Origin of the sequence: Streptomyces sp. NPDC088553, assembly GCF_044752965.1 — a bacterium.
Classification (GTDB): domain Bacteria; phylum Actinomycetota; class Actinomycetes; order Streptomycetales; family Streptomycetaceae; genus Streptomyces.
Window position 1 is genome coordinate 46,304 of the sequence record NZ_JBIVMG010000016.1, and the last position, 24,907, is coordinate 71,210.

General features: G+C 72.7%; 22 protein-coding genes. 15 read left to right on the forward strand and 7 right to left on the reverse strand.

The features are described 5' to 3' along the window. Nucleotides 1-9: 9 nt before the first annotated feature. Nucleotides 10-831, reverse strand: a complete 822-nt coding sequence (locus ACIP8Z_RS36150) for a glutamate ABC transporter substrate-binding protein (protein WP_402090979.1) — start codon at nucleotides 829-831, stop codon at nucleotides 10-12. A gap of 54 nt (nucleotides 832-885) precedes the next feature. After that, on the reverse strand, nucleotides 886-1,671 hold the full coding sequence (locus tag ACIP8Z_RS36155) for an amino acid ABC transporter ATP-binding protein (RefSeq protein WP_402090981.1): 786 nt from the start codon (nucleotides 1,669-1,671) through the stop codon (nucleotides 886-888). A gap of 274 nt (nucleotides 1,672-1,945) precedes the next feature. Here ACIP8Z_RS36155 and ACIP8Z_RS36160 point away from each other — a divergent pair, with 274 nt between their 5' ends. Both ACIP8Z_RS36160 and ACIP8Z_RS36165 read left to right on the forward strand, forming a co-directional pair. Further along, a complete protein-coding gene (locus ACIP8Z_RS36160; RefSeq protein ID WP_402090983.1) occupies nucleotides 1,946-2,659 on the forward strand; it encodes a response regulator transcription factor in 714 nt (237 codons plus the stop codon). Between the two features lie 18 nt (nucleotides 2,660-2,677). Further along, nucleotides 2,678-4,111: an ATP-binding protein gene (locus ACIP8Z_RS36165; protein ID WP_402090985.1), complete on the forward strand. Its 1,434-nt coding sequence runs from the start codon at nucleotides 2,678-2,680 to the stop codon at nucleotides 4,109-4,111. A 343-nt stretch (nucleotides 4,112-4,454) separates the two neighbouring features. On the opposite strand, the gene ACIP8Z_RS36170 is transcribed toward ACIP8Z_RS36165, so the two are convergent. The 4 genes from ACIP8Z_RS36170 to ACIP8Z_RS36185 all read right to left on the reverse strand — a co-directional run bounded on the left by ACIP8Z_RS36170 (nucleotide 4,455) and on the right by ACIP8Z_RS36185 (nucleotide 9,369). Further along, nucleotides 4,455-5,453 carry a TAXI family TRAP transporter solute-binding subunit gene (locus ACIP8Z_RS36170; RefSeq protein WP_402090987.1) on the reverse strand — a complete coding sequence of 333 codons (999 nt, stop codon included), beginning with the start codon at nucleotides 5,451-5,453 and terminating at the stop codon, nucleotides 4,455-4,457. 312 nt (nucleotides 5,454-5,765) lie between these two features. Then, entirely contained in the window at nucleotides 5,766-6,953 is a 1,188-nt protein-coding gene (locus ACIP8Z_RS36175) for an RCC1 domain-containing protein (RefSeq protein ID WP_402090989.1), read from the reverse strand. Nucleotides 6,954-6,967: 14 nt separating this feature from the next. Further along, complete coding sequence (locus ACIP8Z_RS36180) at nucleotides 6,968-8,125, reverse strand: RCC1 domain-containing protein (protein WP_402090991.1); 1,158 nt, start codon at nucleotides 8,123-8,125, stop codon at nucleotides 6,968-6,970. A 17-nt stretch (nucleotides 8,126-8,142) separates the two neighbouring features. Further along, nucleotides 8,143-9,369, reverse strand: a complete 1,227-nt coding sequence (locus ACIP8Z_RS36185) for an RCC1-like domain-containing protein (RefSeq protein ID WP_402090993.1) — start codon at nucleotides 9,367-9,369, stop codon at nucleotides 8,143-8,145. A 660-nt stretch (nucleotides 9,370-10,029) separates the two neighbouring features. On the opposite strand from ACIP8Z_RS36185, the gene ACIP8Z_RS36190 reads away from it, so the two are divergent. From ACIP8Z_RS36190 to ACIP8Z_RS36200, 3 genes are all read left to right on the forward strand, one after another. After that, nucleotides 10,030-10,515 (forward strand): hypothetical protein, encoded by a 486-nt coding sequence (locus ACIP8Z_RS36190; protein ID WP_402090995.1) that lies wholly within the window; start codon nucleotides 10,030-10,032, stop codon nucleotides 10,513-10,515. A gap of 142 nt (nucleotides 10,516-10,657) precedes the next feature. Beyond that, on the forward strand, nucleotides 10,658-11,668 hold the full coding sequence (locus tag ACIP8Z_RS36195) for a hypothetical protein (protein WP_402090997.1): 1,011 nt from the start codon (nucleotides 10,658-10,660) through the stop codon (nucleotides 11,666-11,668). 18 nt (nucleotides 11,669-11,686) lie between these two features. After that, the gene (locus tag ACIP8Z_RS36200; RefSeq protein ID WP_402090999.1) at nucleotides 11,687-13,072 is read left to right on the forward strand and encodes a hypothetical protein; all 1,386 of its coding nucleotides are present in this window, start codon (nucleotides 11,687-11,689) and stop codon (nucleotides 13,070-13,072) included. 46 nt (nucleotides 13,073-13,118) lie between these two features. Here ACIP8Z_RS36200 and ACIP8Z_RS36205 read toward each other — a convergent pair whose 3' ends face one another. Next, the gene (locus tag ACIP8Z_RS36205; RefSeq protein ID WP_402091001.1) at nucleotides 13,119-14,825 is read right to left on the reverse strand and encodes a glutamate--tRNA ligase; all 1,707 of its coding nucleotides are present in this window, start codon (nucleotides 14,823-14,825) and stop codon (nucleotides 13,119-13,121) included. Nucleotides 14,826-15,021: 196 nt separating this feature from the next. Here ACIP8Z_RS36205 and ACIP8Z_RS36210 point away from each other — a divergent pair, with 196 nt between their 5' ends. The 10 genes from ACIP8Z_RS36210 to hemB all read left to right on the forward strand — a co-directional run bounded on the left by ACIP8Z_RS36210 (nucleotide 15,022) and on the right by hemB (nucleotide 24,903). Then, entirely contained in the window at nucleotides 15,022-16,257 is a 1,236-nt protein-coding gene (locus tag ACIP8Z_RS36210) for an MFS transporter (RefSeq protein WP_402091003.1), read from the forward strand. Then, nucleotides 16,254-17,171 (forward strand): TIGR03619 family F420-dependent LLM class oxidoreductase, encoded by a 918-nt coding sequence (locus ACIP8Z_RS36215; RefSeq protein WP_402091005.1) that lies wholly within the window; start codon nucleotides 16,254-16,256, stop codon nucleotides 17,169-17,171. Before ACIP8Z_RS36210 ends, ACIP8Z_RS36215 begins: the two co-directional genes overlap by 4 nt. A 32-nt stretch (nucleotides 17,172-17,203) precedes the next feature. Further along, the gene (locus ACIP8Z_RS36220; RefSeq protein ID WP_402091007.1) at nucleotides 17,204-18,271 is read left to right on the forward strand and encodes a LysR family transcriptional regulator; all 1,068 of its coding nucleotides are present in this window, start codon (nucleotides 17,204-17,206) and stop codon (nucleotides 18,269-18,271) included. Nucleotides 18,272-18,488: 217 nt separating this feature from the next. After that, entirely contained in the window at nucleotides 18,489-19,418 is a 930-nt protein-coding gene (locus ACIP8Z_RS36225) for a DMT family transporter (protein ID WP_402091009.1), read from the forward strand. Between the two features lie 105 nt (nucleotides 19,419-19,523). Further along, entirely contained in the window at nucleotides 19,524-20,138 is a 615-nt protein-coding gene (locus ACIP8Z_RS36230) for a LuxR C-terminal-related transcriptional regulator (protein ID WP_319320433.1), read from the forward strand. 66 nt (nucleotides 20,139-20,204) lie between these two features. Beyond that, nucleotides 20,205-20,624 carry a hypothetical protein gene (locus ACIP8Z_RS36235; RefSeq protein WP_402091011.1) on the forward strand — a complete coding sequence of 140 codons (420 nt, stop codon included), beginning with the start codon at nucleotides 20,205-20,207 and terminating at the stop codon, nucleotides 20,622-20,624. 198 nt (nucleotides 20,625-20,822) lie between these two features. After that, nucleotides 20,823-21,650: an arylmalonate decarboxylase gene (locus tag ACIP8Z_RS36240; protein ID WP_402091013.1), complete on the forward strand. Its 828-nt coding sequence runs from the start codon at nucleotides 20,823-20,825 to the stop codon at nucleotides 21,648-21,650. Further along, nucleotides 21,647-22,909: an FAD-dependent oxidoreductase gene (locus ACIP8Z_RS36245; RefSeq protein ID WP_402091015.1), complete on the forward strand. Its 1,263-nt coding sequence runs from the start codon at nucleotides 21,647-21,649 to the stop codon at nucleotides 22,907-22,909. The genes ACIP8Z_RS36240 and ACIP8Z_RS36245 overlap by 4 nt, the downstream gene beginning before the upstream one ends. Beyond that, a complete protein-coding gene (locus ACIP8Z_RS36250) occupies nucleotides 22,878-23,678 on the forward strand; it encodes an aspartate/glutamate racemase family protein (protein ID WP_055599433.1) in 801 nt (266 codons plus the stop codon). The genes ACIP8Z_RS36245 and ACIP8Z_RS36250 overlap by 32 nt, the downstream gene beginning before the upstream one ends. A gap of 205 nt (nucleotides 23,679-23,883) precedes the next feature. Continuing rightward, on the forward strand, nucleotides 23,884-24,903 hold the full coding sequence (gene hemB, locus ACIP8Z_RS36255) for a porphobilinogen synthase (RefSeq protein WP_402091017.1): 1,020 nt from the start codon (nucleotides 23,884-23,886) through the stop codon (nucleotides 24,901-24,903). The last annotated feature ends 4 nt before the right edge of the window (nucleotides 24,904-24,907 follow it).

Here is a 24,907-nt window from a genome sequence, read left to right on the forward strand (position 1 = left end):
CGGGGTGGGTCAGCCGGCGATCTTCGGCGCGGGGTCGTTCTTGTAGCCCGAGGGACCGAAGTGCTGCTTGACGAGCTTGTCCCAGGTGCCGTCGGAGACCAGCTTCTCCAGGGCCTTGTTGATCTTGCCCTTGAGCTCGGTGTCGCCCTTCTTGAGGCCGATGCCGTAGTTCTCGTCGCTCATGGAGAGGCCGGCGAGCTTGAACTTGCCCTGGTGCTCCTTCTGCGAGGCGTAGCCCGCGAGGATGGAGGCGTCCGTGGTCAGGGCGTCGACGCGCTTGTTCTCCAGGCCGGTCAGGCACTCGGAGTAGCCGCCGAGCTGCTGGAGGTCGGCCTTGGGGGCGAGCTTCTCCTTGACGTTCTGCGCGGAGGTCGAGCCGGTGACCGAGCAGAGCTTCTTGGAGTTGAGGTCGTCGACCTTGGTGATCGAGGAGTCGTCGGCGCGCACCAGCAGGTCCTGGTGGGTCACGAAGTACGGACCGGCGAAGTCGACCTCCTTGAGGCGCTTCTCGTTGATCGAGTAGCTGGCGACGACGAACTTCACGTCACCGTTCTTGATCAGGTTCTCGCGCTCGGCGCTCGGCGCCTGCTTCCAGTTGATCTTGTCCTCGGCGAAGCCGAGCTCCTTGGCGACGTACTTGGCGACGTCGACGTCGAAGCCCGCGTACGTGCCGTCCGGGGTCTTCAGGCCGAGGCCCGGCTGGTCGAACTTGATGCCGATGGTGATCTTGTCACCGTTGCTGCCCGAGTCCGACCCGGAGCCACAGGCGGTGGCGGTCAGCGCGAGGACGACGGCGGCCGCGGCGGCGGCAGGGGTGCGACGAAGCTTCATCGAGGAATGTCCCTTGGTCTAGAAGTGAGTTGGGAAGAATAGGCCCGAACTCGCTCAGTGGTGAAGGATCTTGGAGAGGAAGTCCTTGGCCCGGTCACTGCGCGGGTTGCTGAAGAACTCCTCGGGCGTCGCCTGCTCGACGATGCGACCGTCCGCCATGAAGACGACCCGGTTGGCGGCGGAGCGCGCGAAGCCCATCTCGTGGGTCACGACGACCATCGTCATTCCGTCCCGCGCCAGTTGCTGCATGACCTCGAGGACCTCGTTGATCATCTCGGGGTCGAGCGCGGAGGTCGGCTCGTCGAACAGCATGACCTTCGGGCCCATCGCGAGCGCGCGGGCGATCGCCACGCGCTGCTGCTGACCGCCGGAGAGCTGCGCCGGGTACTTGTCCGCCTGGGTGCCCACCCCGACCCTGTCGAGCAGGGCGCGGGCCTTCTCCTCGGCGGCCTTCTTCTCCGTCTTCCGGACCTTGATCTGGCCCAGCATCACGTTCTCGAGCACCGTCTTGTGCGCGAAGAGGTTGAACGACTGGAAGACCATGCCGACGTCGGAACGCAGGCGTGCGAGCTCCCTGCCCTCCGCCGGCAGCGGCTTGCCGTCGATGGTGATGGTGCCGGAGTCGACGCTCTCCAGCCGGTTGATCGTGCGGCACAGCGTCGACTTGCCGGACCCGGAGGGTCCGATGACGACCACGACTTCGCCGCGGCTGATCGTCAGATCGATGTCCTGGAGGACATGCAGTGCGCCGAAGTGCTTGTTCACGCCGGACAGTACGACCAGGTCGTCCGCGGCGCGCGGGGTGTCCTTGAGATCCTCGGACACAGACTCTCCGCTCATCGGGCTCTAGCTCCGTCCTCCTCGGTTGGGGAGGACACTAGAGACCCGATGTGATGACCGTCATCACATCTGAGCGGAAATTGAGGATAACGATCCGGCCGCAACCGGACACAGTGTGTGAACGGGACACTCGGGGCCGTACCGGCTGCATAACGGAAACGCCGCCGTCATCGGGGGACACTTGACTGTGACACCGATCATCGGTGTTCATGCCTTGGTACCACCTGGTACACAGAGAGCCGGTATCCGGACCGCGACCACGGAGGAGGTACGTATGCGACTGCTGCTCGTCGAGGACGACGATCATGTCGCCGCCGCCCTCTCCGCGATTCTCGCCAAGCACGGCTTCACGGTGACCCACGCCCGCAACGGCGAGGAGGCGCTCCAGGCCGTCCTGCCCACGGCGCAGGGCGAGCGCCCCTCGTACGGGGTGATCCTGCTCGACCTCGGTCTGCCCGACCAGGACGGCTACCAGGTCTGCGGCCGCATCCGGAAGCTCACCACCACCCCCGTGATCATGGTGACCGCGCGCGGCGACGTACGCTCCCGGATCCACGGGCTCAACCTCGGCGCCGACGACTACGTCGTCAAGCCCTACGACCCCGGCGAGCTCCTCGCCCGGATCCACGCCGTCAGCCGGCGCAACGCCGGCGCGGAGGAGACGGCGGGCGCCGGCGCGGCCGCCGACGGAACCCAGCTGCGGCTCGGCGCCGTCACCATCGAGCTGCCCACCCGCCGGGTCAGCGTCGACGGCGAGAGCGTGCCCCTCACCCGCAAGGAGTTCGACCTGCTCGCCCTCCTCGCGCAGCGCCCCGGCGTGGTCTTCCGTCGCGAACAGATCATCAGCGAGGTCTGGCGCACCAGTTGGGAGGGGACCGGCCGCACCCTGGAGGTGCACGTCGCCTCCCTGCGCTCCAAGCTCCGGATGCCCGCCCTGATCGAGACCGTGCGGGGCGTCGGCTACCGCCTGGTCGCCCCCGCCGCGTAACCGCCGGACGGCCCCTTCGTGCGCACCCGCCTCCTTCCGCTGCTCATCGTGCTGATGGCCGGCGTCCTGCTCGCCCTCGGCTTCCCGCTCGCCGCCAGCCTCGCCGCGTCCGAGCAGCAGCGCGTCGTCGTCGACCGGCTCGACGACGCCGCGCGGTTCGCCGCGCTCGCCCAGTTCGTCAGCGAGACCAACCCCGGCGACGACGAGCGGCGCACCACCCTCGGCGGCGAACTCGCCAGCTACCACGACGTGTACGACATCCGGGCCGGGATCTTCTACCGGGACAACCGGTCCATGGCCGCCGCCCCCGAGGACTGGGTCGTCCCGTACGAGGGGGAGGGCCGCCGCGCGTTCAACGAGTCGCTGCTCGGCCGCCGCAGCCACGACCCGCCCCAGGTGTGGCCCTGGCAGGCCCACGCCCGGCTCATCATCGCCTCCCCGGTCGTCAGCGACGGCGACGTCATCGCGGTCGTCGTCACCGACTCGCCCACCGGACAGCTCCGCATGCGCATCCTGCGCGGCTGGCTGCTGATCTTCGCGGGCGAGTCCCTGGCCATGCTGGTCGCCGTCGGCGCCGCCTTCCGGCTCACCGGCTGGGTACTGCGGCCCGTCCGCGTCCTCGACTCCGTCACCCACGACATCGCCACCGGCCGGATGAACTCCCGGGTCGCCGCGACCGGCGGGCCGCCCGAACTCCGGCGCCTCGCGCTCTCGTTCAACGAGATGGCCGACAACGTCGAGGAGGCGCTCGAACAGCAGCGGGCGTTCGTCGCCGACGCCTCCCACCAGCTGCGCAACCCGCTGGCCGCGCTGCTCCTGCGGATCGAGCTGCTCGCCATGGAGCTCCCCGAGGGCAACGAGGAGATCGCCTCCGTACGGACCGAGGGCAAGCGTCTCTCACAGGTCCTCGACGACCTCCTCGACCTGGCGCTCGCCGAGCACGCGGCAGCCGAGCTGCGGCTCATCGACGTGGGCGCGCTCGCCGCGGAGCGGGTCGCGTCCTGGCGGCCGGTCGCCGACGAGAAGGGCGTCGTGCTCACCGGGGAGTGCGGGGCGGTCACGGCCTGGGCGGACCCGGTGGCGCTCTCCAGCGCGCTGGACGCGGTGATCGACAACGCGCTGAAGTTCACCCCGGCCGGGGAGGAGGTCACCGTGACGGCCAAGGCACAGCCCGGCGGGGACGGCGTCGCCGTCGTTGTGGCGGACCACGGGCCGGGCCTCACGGACGAGGAGCTGGGCCGGGTCGGCGACCGCTTCTGGCGCTCGGGCCGGCACCAGAACGTCAAGGGATCGGGCCTCGGCCTCTCGATCACCCGCGTCCTGCTCACGGCGGGCGGCGGCGGCATCGCGTTCGCCCCGAACGAGCCCCACGGGCTGCGCGTGACGGTCACCGTGCCCCGGAACCCTCCGGTGACGCAGCCGGGGGAGCGGTGGACGCCGGAGGAGCGGTAGGACCACGCGGTGGTACGAGGGCGGCCGGGGGCGGGCGCCTGCGGGGAGCGCGGCGCAGGGCCGGGCCATCGCCGGGAGCGGGGCCAGGGGCGGGCCACCTCGGGGGAGCGCGGCCGGGGCCGACCCCTTCCGAGAGCGCGGCTCAGGGCCGGGCCGTCTGCGGGAGCACGGCCAGGGGCGGACCCTCTCCGGGGTCGAGCTGCCAGGAGCGGCACCCTCGGGAGCGCGGCGAGGTCCGGGACGTCTCCGGGAGCGCGGCCGTGGGCGGGCCCCCTCCGGGGAGCAGGGCCAGGACCGGGCCCCTCCGGGCGCGCGGCTCGGGGCCGGGCTCCCTCCGGGAGGATCAGGGCTTCACCGAGCGGTAGTAGCGGCGGGCTCCGTCGTGGAGGGTCAGCGGCTCCGTGTAGACGGCGGTCCGCAGGTCCACCAGCTGGGCCGGGTGGACCCGGCGGCCGATCCGGTCGCGGCTCCCGATCACTGTACGCGTGAAGCCCTCGACCAGGTCGTCGTCGGCCTCTTCGGTGGTGACCAGCAGGTTCGCCACGGCGAGGGTCTCTATGGGCCGGCCGTCCTGCGCCTTGGCGTACGCGTCGGCCGGGATCACCGCGGACCGGTAGTGGCGGGTCGAGCCGCCGACGTCGTGGAGCCGGTCGACAAGGGCCGCGTCGAGCGGCAGCAGCCGGACCTGGAACCGTTCGGACAGCGCCTGCACCGGCTGGGTGGGCAGGCCGCCCGACCAGAAGAAGGCGTCCAGCTTGCCCCGCTCCAGGAGCTCCGGCATCGTGTCGATGCCCGCCGGGACCGGCACGATGTCCCGGTCCGGGGTCAGGCCCGCCGCCGCGAGGACCCGGTCGGCGATCAGCCGCACGCCGGACCTGTTCTGGCCGACGCCGACCCGGAGGCCGCGCAGGTCCTGCACCTTCTGCAGCGTGGAGCCCTTGCGCACCACGATCTGCACGTAGTCGTCGTAGAGCCGGGCGCAGCCGCGCAGCCGCTCCCAGCCGGGCCGGCGCTCCCGCATGTACTGGGCGACCGCGTCCGCCGTCGCGACGGTGAAGTCGGCCTCGCCGGTGGCCACCCGCTGCACGTTCTGCTGAGAGCCCTCGCTCTCCTTCAGCGTTATCGACACCTCGGGCAGGTCCTGCGCGAGGTCCTGCTTGAGGAGGTCCCCATAGCGTTGGTAGACGCCGGTGGAGACGCCCGTGCTGAAGGTGATCGAGCCGCTCGGAGTGGGGGGACCGAAGGGCAGCAGCCACCACACCAGCACCCCGCACACCGCGAGCAGCGCGGCCGCGCCCACCAGGACACGGCGGCGGGCGGCACGGGAGAGGGAGGCGACCATGCTCGCGATCCTGCCAGGCCGCGGGCGTGTCTGGCCAGGTTCGATCGCGTGAGGGGGCGTGGGGTCGGGCCCGGGGCGCCCCCGAGCCGCCCCGGGCCCCGGGCCGGCCTGCGGGCCCCGGCCCCGGCCTCGGGCCCGCTTCGGAGCGGCGCCCCGCACGGGACCTGGCGAGAGGTCCCCGCAGGGCGGGTACGCGGCCCCGGCGGCCGGCGCGCGGCCGGTTCGAAGCCCGAGCGAGGCCGGTTCGGAGCCTCGGCCCGTCCGGCGTACGGCCGCGCGGGCCCGGCGAGGGGGCCGCGCGGCCGTGCCGGGTCAGTAGGCGAAGGCGGACTTGCCCGTCACGGTCGTGGCGACGTGCGTGATGCCGCTCCCGGGCGGCAGCGCCGTCACCGTCGAGGTCCCGGTCGTCCCGGTCGTCGTGCCGTCGCCGAGCTGGGCGGCCGCGTTGGCACCCCAGCCGATCACCGAGCCGTCGTCCAGCGCGGCCACGGTGAAGTCGGCGCCGCCCGCGATGCTCTGGACGCCCTTGAGCGTGTCCAGGACGACCGGGGTGGTGCGGTTGGCGTTCGTGCCGTCGCCGAGCTGCCGGTCGGTGTTCTTGCCCCAGCCGGCCAGGCTGCCGTCGTCGAGGACGGCGAAGCCGGACGCGGAGGTGGCGAAGATCCTGGCCACGGCGTCGAGGTAGGCGACGTCCACCGGCTTGTTGCTGTCGGCGGTGGAGTCGTTGCCGAGCTGGCCCTCGGCCCCCTTGCCCCAGGCCTTGACGACGCCGTCGGCGGTGAGCGCGAGGACGTGGTCGCAGCCCACGGCCACGGACTCGACGTCGACGAGGTCGGGGACCTTCTGCGGGGTCTCGCGGGTCGTGTTGTTGCCGGTGCCCAGGCGCCCGTTGTCGCCCTTGCCCCAGGTCCAGACCGTGCCGTCCTGGCGGAGCGCCACGCTGAAGTCGCAGCCCGCGCCGACGTCCTTGACCTTGTCCAGGCTCTGCACGGGGATCGGGGCCCGGTAGGGGTTGGTGGTGTCCTGGCCGGTGCCGAGCTGCTTGGAGGCGTTGCTGCCCCAGGCGAGGACCCGGCCGCCCTTGACGGCGAGGACGTGGTTGAGGCCCGCGGAGACCTCGCTCACACCGGAGAGCCCGGCGACGGTCGCGGGGAAGGGCTGGGCGACGAGGGTGCCGTTGCCGAGCTGGCCGGTGGTGTTGGAGCCCCAGCTCTTCACGGTGCCGTCCTTGAGGAGGGCGACGGCGAAGGGGTTGGCGGCCGCCGCGGCACCGCCGCCGCCTCCGGAGAGCTCCCGCACGTCGTCACGGGTGATGCCGGTGACGGCCGCGGGGGTCTGCTGGGAGAGGACGCTGCCGTTGCCCAGCTGGCCCTGGGCGTTCTCGCCCCAGGCGCGCACCCAGGGGTCGGTGCCGGCGGCGTGGGCGGAGAGGCAGGGGGCGGCGAGGGCGGTGGCCGCCGTGAGGGCGGCGAGCAGAGACGTGCGTACGGGGAGTTTCATGGGGACCTTCCGGGTCAGTAGGCGTAGCTGGAGTGCCACACGGTGGAGGCGGCCACGCGGGTCGCGCCGCTGCCCGGGGGCAGGGCGACGACCGGGGTGAGGGAGTTCGTGGTGGTGCCGTCGCCGAGCTGGCCCACGGTGTTCTCGCCCCAGGCGAGGACCGAGCCGTCGGCGCGGACGGCGAGCGTGTGGTGGTAGCCGCCGGCGAGGGCGGTGACATCGGTGAGCGCGGGGACGGGGACCGGGGTGGTGCGCTTGACGGTGGAACCGTCGCCGAGCTGGCCCTGGGAGTTCTCACCCCAGGCGCGCACCTGTCCGTCGTCGAGGACGGCGAACGAGTGGAGACCCGCCGCGAAGATGCCCGCGACGGCCGTCAGGTGCCGGACGTCGACGGGCGTCGAGCGATGCTCCGTGCTGTCGTCGCCCAGTTGCCCGTCGGCGTTGTAGCCCCAGGCCTTGACGGTGCCGTCGGCCGTACGGGCCAGCGAGTGGTAGCAGCCGACGGCCACCTCCACGACGTCCGTCAGGCCCGGCACCCGCTGGGGTGTGGTCCGGTCGGCGGTGGAGCCGAGGCCGAGCTGGCCGTGGTGGTTCCGCCCCCAGGTCCAGACCGTGCCGTCCTCGCGCAGGGCGAGGGCGTGGTAGCAGCCGGCGGCGATGTCCCTGACCTTGCTCAGGCTCTGGACGGCGACCGGACGGGAGGTCGAGTCGGTCGTGCCGTTGCCGTGCTGGCCGAAGGCGTTGTCGCCCCAGGCGAGGACCTGGCCGCCGCGCACGGCGTAGGCGAAGTGGGCTCCGGCGGCGACTCGGGAGACCCCGGACAGTCCGGCGACGGCGGCGGGGAAGGGCCGGCTGACGGCGGTGCCGTCGCCGAGCTGCCCGTTGCTGTTGCCGCCCCATGCCTCGACCGTGCCGTCGTGCAGCAGGGCGACGGCGAAGGAGTTGCCGTCGTTGCCGCCTCCGGCGGCGAGCTCGCGCACCATGGCGCGCGCCAGACCCCGGATGCCGGAAGGGGCCTGCCGGCCGACGGTGGTGCCGTCGCCGAGCTGGCCGGCGCTGTTCGTCCCCCAGGCCCGTACCCACGGGTCGCGGGGCTCGGCGGCACGCGCCGGGCCCGCGAGGGCGAGGAGCGCGAGGGCTGCGGCGATGCCGCGTCCGCAGGCGTACGTCATGCGAGGGCGCACCCCGCTCAGTACGCGTACGTCGTGTTGCCGCCCAGGGAGACGGCCACCGCCTTGATCGCCGAGCCCTCGTTGAGAATCTTCACCGACTCGTAGCGGGCGACCGTCGTGCCGTTGCCGAGCTGGCCCTCGCCGTTGTGGCCCCAGGTGAAGACCTCGTCCGCCGTGACGGCGACGCCGTGCCGGGCGCCGGCCGCGAGGTGCTGGACGCCTTCGAGGCGCGGGATCTCGACGGGGGCGGTGCGGTTGGTGCGGGAGACGTTGGAGTCGAAGGCCTCGTCGGACTCCAGGAGCTGGCCGTACTGGTTGTTGCCCCAGCCCCAGACGTGGCTGTCGCTCGTCTTGACGTAGTTGTGGAAGGCGCCCGCCTCGATGTCGGAGACGCCCTCGATCCAGTCCACGTCGACGGGGATCGTGGCGGACTTGGTGGAGGAGTTGCCGAGCTGGCCGTAGAGGTTGTAGCCCCAGGACTTGACCGTGTCGTCGGCGGTCAGCGCGAGGGCGTGGTGGCAGCCGGCGTCGATCTCGACGATGTTCTCCAGGCCCAGGACCTGCCGGGGTACGGAGCTGGTGGCGCGGGTGCCGTTGCCGAGCTGGCCGTGGATGCCGCGGCCCCAGGCGTACACCTTGCCGTTCTCCAGGAGCGCGAGGCTGAAGTCGCAGCCGGCCGAGATCTGCTTGACCTTGGGCATGCCCTGGACGCGGTCGGGGACCGTACGGCTGTCGCCGGTGCGGTTGTTGCCGAGCTGGCCGTACGCGTTGTCGCCCCAGGAGTAGACCTGACCGCCGGTGTCGAGGGCGAGGCCGTGCTTCCCGCCCGCGGCGACGTCCTTGACGTTGGTGAGGCGGGGCACGGTGGTGGGCACGGCCTGGTTGGTGTTGCCGCCGTTGCCGAGCTGGCCCGAGGAGTTGTGGCCCCAGGACTTGACCGTCTTGTCGGTGCGGGCGAGGGCGAACGAGTCGGCGGACGAGGTGCCGCCTGCCGACATCTGGTCGACGTCTCCGCGGAAGAGGCTGGTGACCGAGGACGGGCTGAGGCTGTCGGCGAGGGTGCCGTTGCCGAGCTGGCCGGTGCGGCCCGCACCCCAGCTCAGCACGGTCGGGTTGCCCTCGTTGGCGTGTGCCGAGGGGGCGAGGACCGGTACGGCGGTGAGTGCTGCGGTGGCGAGGGCGGCGGCTGCGAACCGCCGGGCGCGCGGTGCCGTGCGCGAGGGACCGCTTCGTGAACGGGACATGGCTCTGCTCTCCTTCGACGGGGACATACGGGAGCGCGGCGCCCGGCCGGTGCCGTCCGCCGGGCGGCGGAGGCGTGCACGGGCCGGTCGCGGGTCATGCGAACACGTCGTGCCGGGCTGCGGGCATGGGGTGCCCACGGCCGGGTGCGGCGGCCGGGACGGGCCGCCGGGCACATCAGCAGACTGTCCGAAAACGATCACCGAAGCGCGCTGGAACGGCTGAAACACCCTTTTGTCGGACGTCCGTTCGGGGTCGTGCCCCGGGGGCGCATTCACCCCGCCGTGCACCCGGGCCGAGACGCGGGCGGCTCTCGGGGCGGGCCGCCGAACGGCGGCGGCCGGGAGGGTGAGAGGCCCTGCCGGACACGCCCGCCCGCTCTCTCGCCCCCGCCTCCGAATCCCTACGAACGGGTGGACCGGCGGGCCGGGGGACGGGCCCGCCGGCACCCCGGATCCGACACCTCGGGGCGGTCCCGTGTGCGCTCCGCCGAAGTGGTGAGCGGCCCCCGGGGTGCGCGCCGCGCCGTGTGTCCTGCCGGAGTGCCGGGGCCTCGACGGCTAGCGTCTGGATGCGCTCGGTGATCTTGAGGACAGTCCCCTGTCCGCCCCTGGCGTCCCCTTCCGAGCTCACCAAATCACCCCTGTCCCAAGGGAGTTCCCATGCCCGAATGGAAGACATCGGCACGCCGTGTGCTGACCGCGGCCGTCCTCGCCGCCGCTCTCGCCCTGCCCCTGGCCCCCACCGCATACGCCGAGGAGTGCAAGCCCGAGGACCAGGCCTGCCTGGACAAGGAGGCCAACGCCAAGGAGGCCAAGAAGATCGAGGAACAGCAGAAGAAGACCCAGGAGGCCGCCGGCCAGGCCGACAAGGACATCAAGGCGGCGGGGGAGAAGCTCAAGGAGTGCCCGCCCGGCTCGTCCTCCTGCATGGGCAAACTGACCGGCGGCAAGGGCGCCGCCGAGGAGCAGGGCGTCAAGGACATGACCGACACCATCGCCGCCAACGAGCCCGAGCCGGCGAACAACGCGGCCGAGGCCGTGTCCTCGACCTGCGAGTCCTTCCCCGGCTCGCTGCCGGAGGGCTCCACGGACCCGGGACAGTCCCCCTTCCCGGTCGACCAGCTCTGCAGCCTCCTCGGCGGCTGAGCCGCGCGTCCACGTCCCGCGCGCGTCCACGTCCCGCGCGCGTCCACGTCCCGCGCGCGTCCACGTTCCTCGCTCCTCCTCTCGCCGTCTCCCCGGCTCGCCTCCTCGCCTCCTCCCCTCCGTCCCGAAGGGATTCCCCGTCATGCCCGCGTGCCATCGCCGCGCCGCCCTGCTGCCCGCCCTCTCCGTCCTCCTCGGCCTCGCCGCCACCGCCCTCGCGCCGCCCGCCGGCGCCGCCGAGGAGGGGCCGGGCGAGACCCCCGTACCCCGTGCCCTCACCGCCGAAGGGCGCCCGGCCGAGGTCGCCGACGTCCTGAAGTACTGCGGCACCAAGCGCAACGCCTGCACCTTCGCCATCGACCGCAAGCTGGGCCGCGAGTACGTCACCGCCGTGAAGTCACTCGGCAACGCGGTGATCAACTGCACCCAGAGCGACATGGCCGTCGAGCGGACCGTCACCTTGAAGACCGGCACCACCGACAACATCGGCGGCGAGATCTCCGGGCAGATCACCGCCGAGGGCACGGTCGGCGCCACCGGCACGGTCAGTACCAACCTCACCGGTGAGGTCTCCAGCGAGAACAAGACGCCCGACCTGGACAAGGGCCCCACGTCGGCGAACACCGCCAAGACCTCGGTCGCCGGCGGCGCCACGGCCTCGGGTTCGCTGAGCGCGCGCCTCGCCTTCGAGGCCGCCTTCAAGGCCACGTACTCCAAGTCGTGGACGGTCGAGAACACCGAGGAGACCGCCTACAAGACCACCGTCAAGCCGCACGACATGCTCGTCTTCGGTGCGAGCGCCGCCATGCGGCGCGTGGCCGGCAGCCTCGTCGCCGACACCGGGCAGCGGATCGTCGGCATCGTCGTGGACAGCCCCTCGACGGTCACCAACAGCACGTTCGTCGCGCAGACGTACGCCGCGCCCGCCGGCGTCTGCAGCGGCACGCGGCCCACCGGGAACACCGCCCCCACCCCGGCTCCCGGCCCCAACCCGGCTCCCGGCCCCAACCCTGCTCCCGGCCCCAACCCTGCTCCCGGCCCCAACCCTGCTCCCGGCCCCGGTCCGGTCTCCGCCGCCGAGGTCCCCGCCGTGCGGGCCGTGCCTCCGGGCGCCGAGCCGAAGCACGTCGTCGTCCTGCCCGCCGCCCACTGACCCGGGAGAAGCACCACCATGAACCGCACCGCCCTCCCGGCCCTCGTCGTCCTCGGGGCCGCCGGTCTGCTGCTGCCCGTCGTCCCCCTCTCCTCCCTCGCCTCGGCCGCCGCCGCCGAGCAGGCCGTCCCCGTCCTCAACGGCGACTTCGCCGACCCGGTCATGAAGGGCGACGGCCCCACGACCGTCGGCATCGACCACTGGACCGGCTCCAACCAGCGCTACTCGCCCGCCGCTTCGGGCCGCACCGACGCCTCGCACGGCGTCGCCCTCCAGAAGGACGGCAACACCCTCCAGCAACGGCTGCGCGGAGTCCGCGCGGGCGCCAAGGTCACCGTGAGGTACGAGGACAGCCCCGCCGTCTCCAAGGAGTGCACCGGGGAACAGGTCGTCGCGGGTCAGCCCTATGCCGTCGTCGCCTCCGGCGGCCCGGTGCAGGAGGCCACCACCGCCGGCGACCCCGACCGGGTGAAGGGCACGCCGGGCAAAGGGCGTTGGACCGGTCGCGCCTACGTCTTCACCGCGAGCGAGAACGAGCCGCTGCTCACCTTCACCTCGCGCGTCACCGACTCCCGCACCCATGTGACCTGTTCGCCGATGATCGCCCGGATCCGCGCGGTCGAGGTGCCGCCGGACGTCGACAAGACGGTGAGCAAGACCGCGCTCGGGACCTCGGAGGCGTACAAGGGCAACGAACGCGAGAGCACCCTCCACAACGCCGCCGCCGCCTGCAACGGCGAGAACGCCTGCACCTTCCGGCCCGACACCCGCACCTCCTTCCGCTACTACGACCGGGCACGGGTCGTCGGCGAGGCCTTCGTCAACTGCACCCGCAACGCCCTGGAGCACTCCCGGCTCCTGTCGTACTCCGAGCGCGGGCACGACAGCATCTCCCAGACCTACGCGGACGCGGGCCTCGCGCTCAACGAGGTGGCCAGGCTGCCCACTTCGGGAGACCGGACGGAGGACGAGAAGCGGCTCAAGGAGCGGCCGATGGCCGCCCAGTTCGCCCTCGCCCACGAGAAGGTCTGGCAGCGGCCCTGGCAGTGGTTCAGCAGCGACCAGCGCACCGTCGTGGAGAAGATCCAGCCCGGCGAGGTGAGCTGGGTCGAGATGCAGCCGAGCCGCGAGCGGGTCGAGGGCTGGTTCGTCAGCAAGAAGGACGACTACCGGCTGCACGCCGTCGTCGACGGACCCTCGCGGGCCGTGCCCGACCGGCTGCTCCAGCGCACCGGACCCATGTCGGAGGCCGAGAAGCAGCGCTGCGTGGCCGCCCGGCCCATGACCACCACCCCGGTCGGCGCCGACGCGCCCGCGAGCTCCAGCGACAAGGGCCTCCTCAAGGCCCCGGCGCCGACGGCCGCGGGCGCCCGGGCCGGGCTCCGGAGCGTGCCGCTGAACTGACACGACGCCGGTACGCCCGACCGGACCGGTGCGAGCCTGCGCCGCCTCACCCCGCCACGGCGGTGAGGCGGCGCAGCACCTCGTCCCGGCCCAGCGCGCGGGCGACCGCGAACAGGTCGGGGCTGCGGGTGGCGCCCGTGAGCGCGACCCGGATCACGTTCGCGACCTCCCTCGGCGGGCCCGCCCAGCGCTCCGGGTCCCGGCGCCAGGAGGCCGTGTCGGGGGCGTAGCCGTGCCGCGCCGCCAGCGCGCGGAGCGCGCCGTACCACTCGGCGCCGGACTCGGCGCTGGAAGCGGTGCCGGAAGCGGTGTCGGAGCCGACGACTGGATCGACGGTGAGCCCGGCGGCGAACGTGGCCGCGAACTCGCCGGCGATCCGGCGCACGAGGTCCGGATCCAGGCCGCCGTAGCGGTCGTCGTCGGCCGCCGGAGGCGCGCCGAAGAGTTCCGCGAAGAAGAAGCCGTAGCGGTCGCGGAAGCAGGACCAGCGGTCCAGGTCCTTCCGGGCGGGCGCGCCCTCCGGTCGGCCCGCCGCCACCGCCGCGAGGGCGAGCTCCCGCTGCCGGGCGAGGACGGACCCGAGCTCCGGGTCGTACTCCTGCGCCCAGGCGAGGAGCTGGCCGTACAGCTCGTCGGGGGTGAGCGAGGCGATGAACTCCCGGCTCAGGGAGTGCAGTTTGGGCAGATCGAGCAGCGGGCCCGAGGGGCGCATGCCGTCGAGCCGGACGGGCGCGGCGAGCGCCTCGGCCGTGGGGACGTCCATGAGCCGGATGTTGGCGAGACCGCGCAGATAGTGCTGGACGGCGGCCGGCGGATACCCGGCGGACAGGTAGTAGTCCACCGACGCCTCGGGGTCCTTGCGCTTGCTGAGCTTGCGCCGCGAGGGCCCCTCGGCCTTCATCAGTGGCGCGAGATGCGCGTACGCGGGCGGATCGAAGCCGAGCGCCGCGTGGAGCTGGAGATGGACCGGCGTCGAGGACAGCCACTCCTCGCCGCGCACCACGAGCGACACCCGCATCAGATGGTCGTCCACGACATGCGCGAAGTGATAGGTCGGCAGGGGGAGTTCCTCCTGAGAGGACTTGAGCAGCACGATGTCGTTGCCGTTGTCCTGCATCGTGACGGCGGCGCGGATCCGGTCGGTGAACCGGACCCGGCCGGGGAACTCGTACGGGCAGCGGAACCGCACGACGTACGGCTCACCGGCCGCCATCCGGTGGGCCGCCTCCTCCGGCGCCAGCGTCCGGCACGGCGCCCACCGGCCGTAGTAGCCGATCGGCGAGCGGCCCGCGCGCTGCTCCTCCGCACTGCGGGCCAGCCGCTCCTTGTCGCAGAAGCAGGGGTACGCGCGGTCCCGCCGCAGCAGTTCGCGCACATGGCTGAGGTAGACGTCCCGGCGCTCCGACTGGAGGTACGGGCCCCACTCCCCGGCACCGCTCACCCCGCCCTCGTCGGGTGCGAGCCCGAAGGCCGCGAGCAGCCGGGAGAACTCCTCCGCGGCGCCGGCCACTTGGCGCGACCGGTCGGTGTCCTCGACGCGCAGCACATGCGTACCGCCCGACTGGTGGGCCAGGGCGCGCGCCACGGCCGCCGTGTAGAGGCCGCCGATGTGCAGATGTCCGGTGGGACTCGGGGCGAAGCGCGTCACCTCGGCGCCCTCCGGCAGGGTGCGCGGCCGGAACCGGCGCTCCCAGTCGTCCGGTTCCGGGAGATCGGGCGGGAACATCGCGTTGATGACGGACAGGTCGAGCACGGTGGACTCCCTCCTGGGGTTCCTCGATCGATCCACCGTAGGCCGGTGACCGGCCGATTCGAGCCGGGCGGGGGCGCGAGGCTGCGGGACTCCGAACCCTCTTCGGTGGTGCGGGCCCCGAGCGGCGCGCACGGTCAGTAGCGTCCTGAGGGCCGATCCGTACGACACGGGCGGACGCGGAACAGAAAGGGGTGTGATGGGCGGCACGCGTGCGGTGGCCCTGCTCGCGCTCGGCTCCTTCGCCATGGGGACCGACGCCTACGCGATGGCGGGGCTGCTCCCGGACATCGGCGCCGACCTGCGGGTCTCCGTCTCCCTCGCCGGGCAGTCCGTCACCGCCTTCACCCTCTGCTACGCCCTGGCCGCGCCGCTGTTCTCGGCCGTTCTCGCCCGCTGGGGCACCCGTACGGTCCTGGTGACCGCGCTCGTGGTCTTCGTCGTCGCCAACGCCGGGACCGCGCTGACCGGTTCGTACGCCGGACTCCTCGGCACCCGGGCCCTGGCCGGCACGGGAGCGGGCCTCTTCACCCCGGCGGCGGCCACCGCGGCCGTCGCGCTCGTACCGCCCGAGCGGCGCGGCCGGGCCCTCGGCCTGGTGCTCGGCGGAATGAGCGCGGGGACGGTGCTCGGCGTGCCGCTCGGGCTGCTCGTGGCGGCCGCATCGGGCTGGCGTACCGCCCTGTGGCTGATCACCGGCCTCGGGGTGGTGGCCCTGGCCGGGGTGGGCACCGCCCTTCCGCCGGTCCGCGGGGCCGCGGCGCCCTCGCTGCGGGCCCGGTTCGGCGCCCTGACCCGGCCCCGAGTCGCCGTGGTCGTCGCCGTCACCTTCACCCAGACCGTCGCCAGCCTCGGGCTCTACACCTATCTGGAACCGGTCCTCCACCGCGTCGCCGACGTCGGCAGCGCCGTGCCGTACCTCTGGGTCTGGGGCATCGGCGGGGTCTGCGGCAGCCTCCTCGCCGGGACCCTCGTCGACCGGACGGGGAGACCCGCCCTGCTCGCGGTCGCCCTGCTCGGCACCCTCGGCGCCGCCCTGGCCCTGCTGCCGTGGACCGGATCCGTACCCGGGCTCGTCCTGCTGCCCCTGATCGTGTGGGGAGCGGTCGGCTGGGCCTTCGTCGTACCCCAGCAGCACCGGCTGCTCGCGCGGGAGGGCGAGGGAGGAGCCGCCGCGGTCGGCCTCAACAGCTCCGCCACCTACCTCGGCGGCGCCGTCGGCTCCGCGCTCGGCGGCCTCGCCCTCGCCCACGGGCTCGACGCCCGCTGGCTCCCGCTCCCCGCCGCCGGGGTCGCGCTCGCGGGAGTCCTCTTCCACCTCACCGCGGTGCGCGCGCTCGCCAGGCGCGAGGCCGGGGCCGGACACCGTGACAAAGACAGGGCCGGAGCCGCGGGCGCGACCGCGGCCGAGGCCCTGGAAAGGAACACGCCATGAAATTCGGCGTCAATCTGCCCAACTACGGGCCCGAGGCCACCCCCGACGCCCTCGCCGACTGGGCGCTGCGGGTCGAGTCGATCGGCTACCACTACGCGATGGTCTCCGACCACGTGGCGCTCACCCCGGACGTGCAGCACCTCTTCCCCGCCCCGTTCTACGACCCCTTCGCGACCCTCGCCTGGCTCGCGGGCGTCACCAGGACCGTGGGGCTCGGGACGACGGTGACGATCCTCCCGTACCGGCATCCCGTGCACACCGCCCGCGTCGCCGCCAACATCGACCGGTTCAGCAACGGCCGGCTCGTCTTCGGCGCCGCCGCCGGCTGGGCCGCCCGGGAGTTCGCCGTCCTCGACGTCCCGTACCGCAAGCGCGGGGCGATCAGCGACGAGTACCTCGCCGCGATCAAGGCCTGCTGGGCGACCGACGTGGCCTCCTTCGACGGCGCCCATGTCTCCTTCCGCGAGGTGCACACCGGGCCGCTGCCCGTGCAACGGCCCGGCCCGCCCGTCTGGGTCGGCGGCCACAGCTACGGCGCGCTCCGCCGGGCCGTCCGGCTCGGCGACGCCTGGCACCCCACCTCCGTCTCCGGCGACTGGCTCCTCGGCGTCGGACTGCCCGCGCTCCGCCAGGTCGCCGAGGAACACGAGCGGCCCGTCCCCGCCCTCTGCCCCCGGATCAAACTCCGCGTCACCTCCCGGCCGCTGGGCCCCGGGCGGCTGCTCGGCGAGGGCACCCAGGCGCAGATCGCCGACGACCTCGGACTCCTCCAGGACCTGGGCGCGCGGGCCGTCGTCCTCGACCCCACGTACCCGGGCGACCGGCGCGAGGCGGGGCGCACCGCCCGCGACCTCGACGTCCTGGAGACACTGGCCAAGGAGGTCATCGACGTGGACGCCGGCTGCGTACGATGACCGAACGGCGGCAGCGGGAGGGGGCGCGTGACATGACCGATCCGGACCTGCGGAAGCTGCGGGTGCTGAGGGAACTCAGCGAGCGCGGCACCGTCAGCGCGGCCGCCCAGGCCCTCCACCTCACCCCCCAGGCCGTCTCGCAGCAGATCAGCGCCCTGGGGCGGGAGTTGGGCGTCCCGCTCACGGAACCCTCCGGACGCCGGCTGCGGCTCACCGGGGCCGCGCGGATCGTGCTCCGGCACGCCGAGGCCGTCTTCACCCAGGTCGAGCAGATGCGCGCGGAACTCGCCGCCCACCAGAGCGGCGAGCGGGGCGAGGTGGCGGTCGCCGGCTTCTCCACCACCCTCTCGGCGCTCATCCTGCCCGCCGTGGCCCGACTGCGGGAGACGCGGCCGCTGCTGCGGACCTCGCTGGCCGAGGTCGACCCGCCGGAGAGCTTCTCCCTGCTCCAGCGCGGGGAGGCGGATGTCGTGATCTCCGCGGACACGACCAGGCCCGCGGCGGGCTCGGGAGGTGCGGGGGGTTCGCGGGGTTCGGGCGGCTCGGGGGGTTCGGAGCGCTCCGGGAGCGAGGAGGGGCGTCCCGACGGATCGCGTGACGGCCTGACCGGCGCTCCCGCACCCTCCGACAGCCGCTCCGATGGGCGTTCCGAGGGACGCTTCGACGGGCGGTTCCACCGGGTCGTGCTCTGCGACGACCCCTTCGACATCGCCCTCCCCGCCGGCCACCGGCTCCTCGACAGCGAACGGCTGCTCCTCGCCGACCTGGCCGACGAGACCTGGATCTTCGCCACGACCGGCCTCTGTCACGACATCGGCGTCGCCGCGTGTACGGCCGCCGGGTTCACCCCGCAGGCCTCCCACGCCATCGGCGACTGGGACGCCACGCTCGCGGCGGTGCGGCTCGGCCTCGGGGTCGCACTCGTGCCGCGCCTCGCCAAGCCGGTCCCGCGGCCCGAGGTGACGATCCGCCCGTTCAGCGAGCGGGCTCCCTCGCGGACGGTCTTCGCGGCCGTGCGCGAGGGCAGCCAGACGTCCCCCGAGATCGCCGCCGTCCTCGACGCGCTGCGGTCGGCCGCCAGGGCGGCCGTCGCCGGCTGAGCGGGCACCGCGGGCGACACCTGACGCGTCGCCCCCGACCTGCGGGAACGCGATTCGCCACGGCTCGTGGACGGTACCGTCCAGCAGACGTTGCTGGACCCGTCCGACCGCCGGTGCGAGGCTCGATCCCGTACCGCGGAGAGCTCCGCGCGTCCCCTCACTTTTCCTCTTCCAACTCCTTGCCGAGCCCTGTCTGCCTTCGGAGAGCGGGAAACCCATGTCCAAAGCCACCTACACGCGGCTGGCCGCGCTGAGTCTCATCTGGGGCTCCGTCTTCCTGTGGATCAAGATCGCCGGGTACGGCTTCTCACCCGTGCAGATGGTGCTGATCCGGCTCGCCCTCGGGGCCGTCGTCATCCTCGCCATCGGTTACGCCAAGGGGCTCAGGCTCCCCAAGGAAGCCGCCACCTGGGGTCATCTGACCGTCGCCGCGCTGCTCGGCAACGCCATCCCGTGGACCCTCTACGCCGAGGGCGAGATCCACGGATCGAGCAGCGTCGCCGCGGTCGTCAACGGCAGTGCGCCGATCTGGACCCTGGCCGCCGCCCTGCTGCTCGGCCAGGAGAAGCGCGTCTCCGGCTTCAAGGCCGGCGGCGTGCTGCTCGGCCTCGGCGGCACCGCGCTCATCGCCTCACCCTGGAACTCGTCCTCGGCCGGGACCGGTTGGAGCATCCTCTGCTTCGTCCTCGGCTCCATCAGCTTCGGTGCCAGCTTCGCGTACATGGGCAAGTACCTGGTGGGCAGGGGCATTCCGCCCCTGATGCTCGCGGGCGGTCAGCTCAGCGCGGCCACCCTCCTCCTCCTGGTCGCCTTCCCCTTCCTGGGTCTCCAGACCATCACCTGGCGCACCGACTCGGTGATCTCCGTCCTCATCCTCGGTGTGGTCTGCACCGGCTTCGCCGCGCTGCTCAACTTCGAGCTGATCATCAAGGACGGGCCCACCGTGGCCTCCACGGTCACCTATCTGATGACCGCCGTGGCCGTCGTCCTGGGCGCCGTCGTCCTCGACGAGCCCCTCGGCTGGACCGTGTGGCTCGGGGCGGTCGCGGTCCTCGCGGCCACGGGTCTGCTCCGTCGCAAGCCGCGCCCGGCGCCCGAACCGGCCCCCGAGGCCGCCCCCGTACCCACGCCAGCGGCGGCCGATTAGCCGCCCCATTCCCTCAGGAAATGCCGGGCCGCCGCCCGCAACATTGTGTTCATTCATGGGGCGGGTGATGGGTGGTAGCGTCACGAGTGGAAACACCCGGCCTTTATGGGGGAGTCGTACGTGGCTTTTGTGGTCGAACTCGTTTTCCGTGGCAATGAGACGGACCGGTTGAGTTTCGGAGAGGCTCACCGGACCTATTGGAAAAGGATGGCCGCCCGCGGCATCCTGCTCGGCGGCGGACCCTGGCGGGACGGTACCGGGGAACTCCTGGTCTGTGAGGCCAGGGACCGCGGCACCCTCTTACGGGTCCTCTACGCCGACCCGTACGCCCAGGCGCAGGTCATCGGCGAGTTACGGGTCCGTGAATGGAACGCGGTCATGGGGCACGTGGTGCTCGCCGGTCTGGAGCGGTCCACCGGTGGTGCGGGGACCCATGAGCGAATACGCGGGGGCGTCGCGGCGCCCGCCCCGCCGGCCGTCCGTGAGGTGGCCGCCGTACGCGAGGAGATCGCCGTCCGTGAGGAACTGACCGCCCACGAGCGGCGCATCGCCACGATGATGCTCGACGGCCTGACCAACAAGCAGATCGCCGAGTCGTTCACGGTGTCGACCCGGGCCGTGGAGCTGCACATCACCCGCATCTACCGCAAGCTCGACATCCGTCGGCGCGCCCAACTGGCCGCCGCCATCGACCGGTTCGAGGCGGCGCTGGCCTGCTGATCCGTCCGCCGCGCCTGGTCCCGTTCCCGTTCCTGTTCCGTACGCATCCACTTGGGGGAGTTCGCCATGCCGCTCGTCGAGATAACCGTTCCCGAGGGGACCCTGTCCGAGGCCGCCGCGGAGGTCCTGCAGCAGCAGGTCGCCGATTCCGTGCTGACGGCCATGGAGCTGCCCCGCACCGACTTCTTCGCCGCCGCCACCTGGGTCTACGTCCGTGAGGCCGCCAAGGGGTTCGCCACCACCGGGGCCGGCACCGCCCCGGGCGTCCTCGTCGTGGTCACGCCCCTGGAGGGCTTCCTCACCCCCGAGCGCAACGAAGTGCTCTCGGTCGAGGTCACCCGGCACGTCCAGGAGGCCACCACGCCCGACACCGTCGTCTGGCTCGTCGTGAACGAGATCCCGGAGGGGAACTGGGCCGTGAACGGCGGACTGACCCGACGGGCGAAGATCGACGAATTCGTCGCCGAGGCCGCCAGGGCCCACTGAATTCCGTTTCCGTTTTCGTCTCCGTTTTCGTCTCCGCTTTCGGAGGCCTCGGCGCCGCACCGTATTCACGGTGCGGCGCCGTCGTTTTGTTGCAGGGGTGATGAATCCGGCCACGGGTGCGGAATCCCGTATCGATGTGCGGTGCGTTCCGCTCGTACGGTGATGTCAATGGCACCGACGGATGGGAGTGACTCGTTCATGGCTCTGCATTCGGCGCCGCGACTCGGTGTGGTGGTTCCTTCGGGAAACGCCGCGGCCGAACCCGAGATCGGCGGCCTCGTCAGCCCCGCATTCAATGTCCACACCTCACGCTTCCCGGTCCTTCCCGGAAAAGACCTCCGCGGCCGGCTGGAGAAGTACAACGACGTACTCCCCGATGTGCTGGGGAATTTCGGCGGTCTGCGTCTCGACGCGGCCGTCGTCTCCTGCACCGGCTCGCACTACCTTCTGACGCCCGACGGCGACCGGGCCCTCTGCGCGGAGCTCTCCGAGCGCGTGGGAGCCCCCGTACGGTCGGCCGCGCTCGCCATCCTCGACACGGCGCGGGCGGTGGGCTCCGAGCGGCTGGTCCTCATCTCGCCGTACGAGCCCTGGCTCACCGAACTGTCCCACGCCTACTGGGAGGCGGCCGGACTCGCCGTCGACCGGATCGTCAAGATCCGGGCCGGCGCCCGATTCTCCCCGTACGACGTGACCACCGAGGAACTCGTCGCACAGGTGCGTGAGGCCGAGCTCCCCGAGGACGCCACGCTGTTGTTCACCGGCACCGGCATGTTCACCTTCGACGCGCTCGCCGAGCTCGGCCGGGACAGCGGGCGCACCCTGCTCACCTCCAACCTGGCGAGCGCCTGGTGGGCCCGGGACACCCTCGGTCTGCCGGCCGAAGGACCGGACGCGCACCCGCTGCTGCGCCGGCTCGCCGAGCGGACCGGTACCAGGGCCGGCGCACCGGACGCCGGTCGCGATGCGGTGCCCGGCCGTGCGGCCGCCGCGGTCGGCCGCGACGCCGCCGTGGCCGTGTCGTGAGCGGCGATACCGGCTCCCGCGGGCCGGTCGCCGTCGTCGGCGCCGGGCCCGTGGGACTGACCGCCGCGCTCGTCCTCGCCCGGACCGGCGTCCGCGTGACGCTTCTGGAGTCCCGGGAGGCGCTGGCCACCGAGTCCCGCGCGTCCACCTTCCACCCCTCCACCCTCGACCTCCTCGACGAGCTCGGCGTCGCCGCCGCGCTGCGCCGCCAGGGCCGTACCGTCGACCGCGTCCAGTGGCGCGACCTGGACGGCGTCGTCCACGCCGAGCTGGACTACTCCGTGCTCGACGGGCACACCGGTCACCCGTACCGACTCCATGTCGAACAGGCCCGGCTCACCCCGCTGTTGCTCGCCGAGCTGACGGCCACCGGTCTCGCCGACGTACGGTTCGGGACCACCGTCACCGGGGCCGAGGACCTCGGCGGCGGGGACGGCGGCGGGGTGCGGCTGCGCACGAAGGACGCCGCGGGGCGGGTCACCGTCACCCGTCATCCGTACGTCCTGGCGGCCGACGGCAGCCGTAGCCGGCTCCGCGAGCTCGCCGGGCTCCCCGGCACCGCCGAGGAGTACCCGGACTACGCGCTCCGCGTGGTCACCGAAACACGGCTCGACGAGCTGGTTCCCGGGCTCGCCCCGCTCTCCTACGTCCGCGACGCCCGGGCCTCGTTCAGCGCCCTGGGCATGCCCGACCACTGGCGGCTGATCTTCCGGATCCCGCGCGGCACGGACCGTGACGCCGTGCTCGCGCCCGAAGCCGTACGGGCCAGGGTCGAGCAGGCCCTGCCGGGCGCCGCCGGGCGGGCCGTCCGGATCGCCGACGCCCACACCTACCGGCTCGCGCGGTTCCTGCTGCCCCGATACCGGGCCGGCCGGGTGCTGTTCGCCGGGGACGCGGCCCATCTGACGTCCACCGCCGGCGGACTGAACATGAACTGCGGGATCCACGACGCCGTGGAGACGGGCCGGGCCCTCGCCGCCGTCCTGCGGGGCGACGCCCCGGGCGAGGCGGCGCTCGACGCGGCCCTCGAACGACGGCGTTCCGTCGTCGAGACGGCGGTCATCCCGCGCAGCGAGGCCCGCACGGCCGGATTGGACAGCACGGCCGAACTCCCGGCCCGGCTCGCCTCGTTGAGGCGCACCGCCGCCGACCCGCGCTCGGCCGTCGACTACCTGCTCAAGGCATCACTTCTCGACGTCGCACCACGACCACTGAAGGGTGACGCACATGCGGATCTGGTTTCACAAGCACACCGTTGAGGGACGTCTGCCGCTGCTCGACCAGTGGTACCGCGAACACCTCGACGCCATCGCCGCACCCGGCACCACCATCGACATCAAGACCCTGCCGGCCGACACCTACCCCGACGCCACACCGTTCGGGCTCGTCGGGCACCACTCCGCCCAGGTGCTCTTCAGCCGGCACTTCTCCGAGTCCGCCCTCGTCGCGGAGCGGGAGGGTTATGACGCCTGGGTGATCGCCGCGGGCCAGGACCCCGGCCTGCGCGACGCCCGCCACCTCGCCTCCATCCCGACCCTCGGCTACGGAGAGACGGCCTTCTTCCTCTCGGCGCTCACCGGGCAGCGCTTCGGCGTCCTCGGCTTCATGCCGCCCCTGGAGGAGCCCATCCGGGCCAACATCCGGCAGTACCGCCTGGAGTCCTCGCTCAGCTCGTACGAGGTCGTCCCCGGCGGCTGGGACTCCGTACACCGTTCCCTGGAAGGGGACTTCGACCAGTTCGTCGAGGTGTACTCGGCGGCCGCCGAACGTGCCGCGCGGGCCGGGGCGGAGGTCATCATCCCCGCCGAGGGCATCCCCAACGAGATCCTCTGGCACCTCGGCATCCACGAACTCCACGGCCTGCCCGTCGTCGACCCGGCCGGGCTCGCCGTCAAGCTCGCCGAAACCCTCGTCCAGCTCGGCGAGCTGAAGCTCTTCCAGCGCAGTGGGCACGGCTACTGGTTCAGCCGCCCGGACGAGCCCGTCGCCAAGCACCTGGAGCAGGTGTTCCTCGGCGAGGCCCTCTAGGAGATGCCGTGTCCGCCGCCTCGCGCGCCCTCCTCAGCCCGTCTCCGCCCTGCGCGCCGGCTCCGCATCGCGTCCGGTCCGCGCACCGCTCCTGGTCCGCGCACCGCTCCTGGTCCGCGTACCGCTCCTGGTCCGCGTACCGCGCCCCGGCTTCTCACACCGCCCCGTCTCCGCACGCCGCCACGCCCTCGAAGGAGTCACGCCCATGACGTACGACGCCTACGGCCGCAACACCGCGGCCACCGACCCCGCCGCCCCTTACTACCGCCCCCGCCGGCTGCGCCGCACGCCCGCGCTGCGCCGGTTCGCCGCCGAGACCCGCGTCGGTCCCGCCAACCTCGTCCAGCCCCTCTTCCTCCGCGAGGGCCTCACCGAGGCGCGGGAGATCCCCTCCATGCCCGGCGTCTTCCAGCACACCCGTGACACCCTCCGCAAGGCCGCCGCCGAAGCGGTCGCCAACGGAGTCGGCGGACTCATCCTCTTCGGCATCCCCGAGCACAAGGACCCCACCGGTACCGGCGCGGTCGACCCGGACGGCATCCTCCAGGTCGCCCTCCGCGACGTCGTCGCCGAGGTCGGCGACTCCACCGTGATCATCGGCGACATCAACCTCGACGAGTACACCGACCACGGCCACACCGGAGTCCTGGACGCGAACGGCGACGTCGACAACGACGCCAGCATCGAGCTCTACGCCCAGGCCGCCGTCGTCCAGGCCGACGCGGGCGCCCAGATCGTCGCTCCCAGCGGCATGATGGACGGCCAGGTCCGCCGTATCCGCGAGGCGCTCGACAAGGCGGGCCACCAGTCCGTGGCGATCCTCGGCTACTCCGCCAAGTACGCCTCGCACTTCTACGGCCCCTTCCGGGACGCCGTCGAGTCCACCCTGCGCGGCGACCGCAAGGGCTACCAGCAGTTCCCCGGCAACATCCGCGAGTCCCTCCTGGAGGTCTCGCTGGACGTGGCCGAGGGCGCCGACCTGGTGATGGTGAAGCCCGCGCTCGCCTACCTCGACATCGTCCGGCTCATCGCCGACCACGTGCAGGTGCCCGTCTCCGCCTACCAGGTCTCCGGCGAGTACTCGATGGTCGAGGCGGCCGCCGCCAAGGGCTGGATCGACCGCGACCAGGTCGTCCGCGAGAGCCTCGCCTCCATCCACCGCGCGGGCGCCACGCAGATCATCACCTACTGGGCCTCCGAGTTCGCCCAGACGCTGGACCGGTGACCCG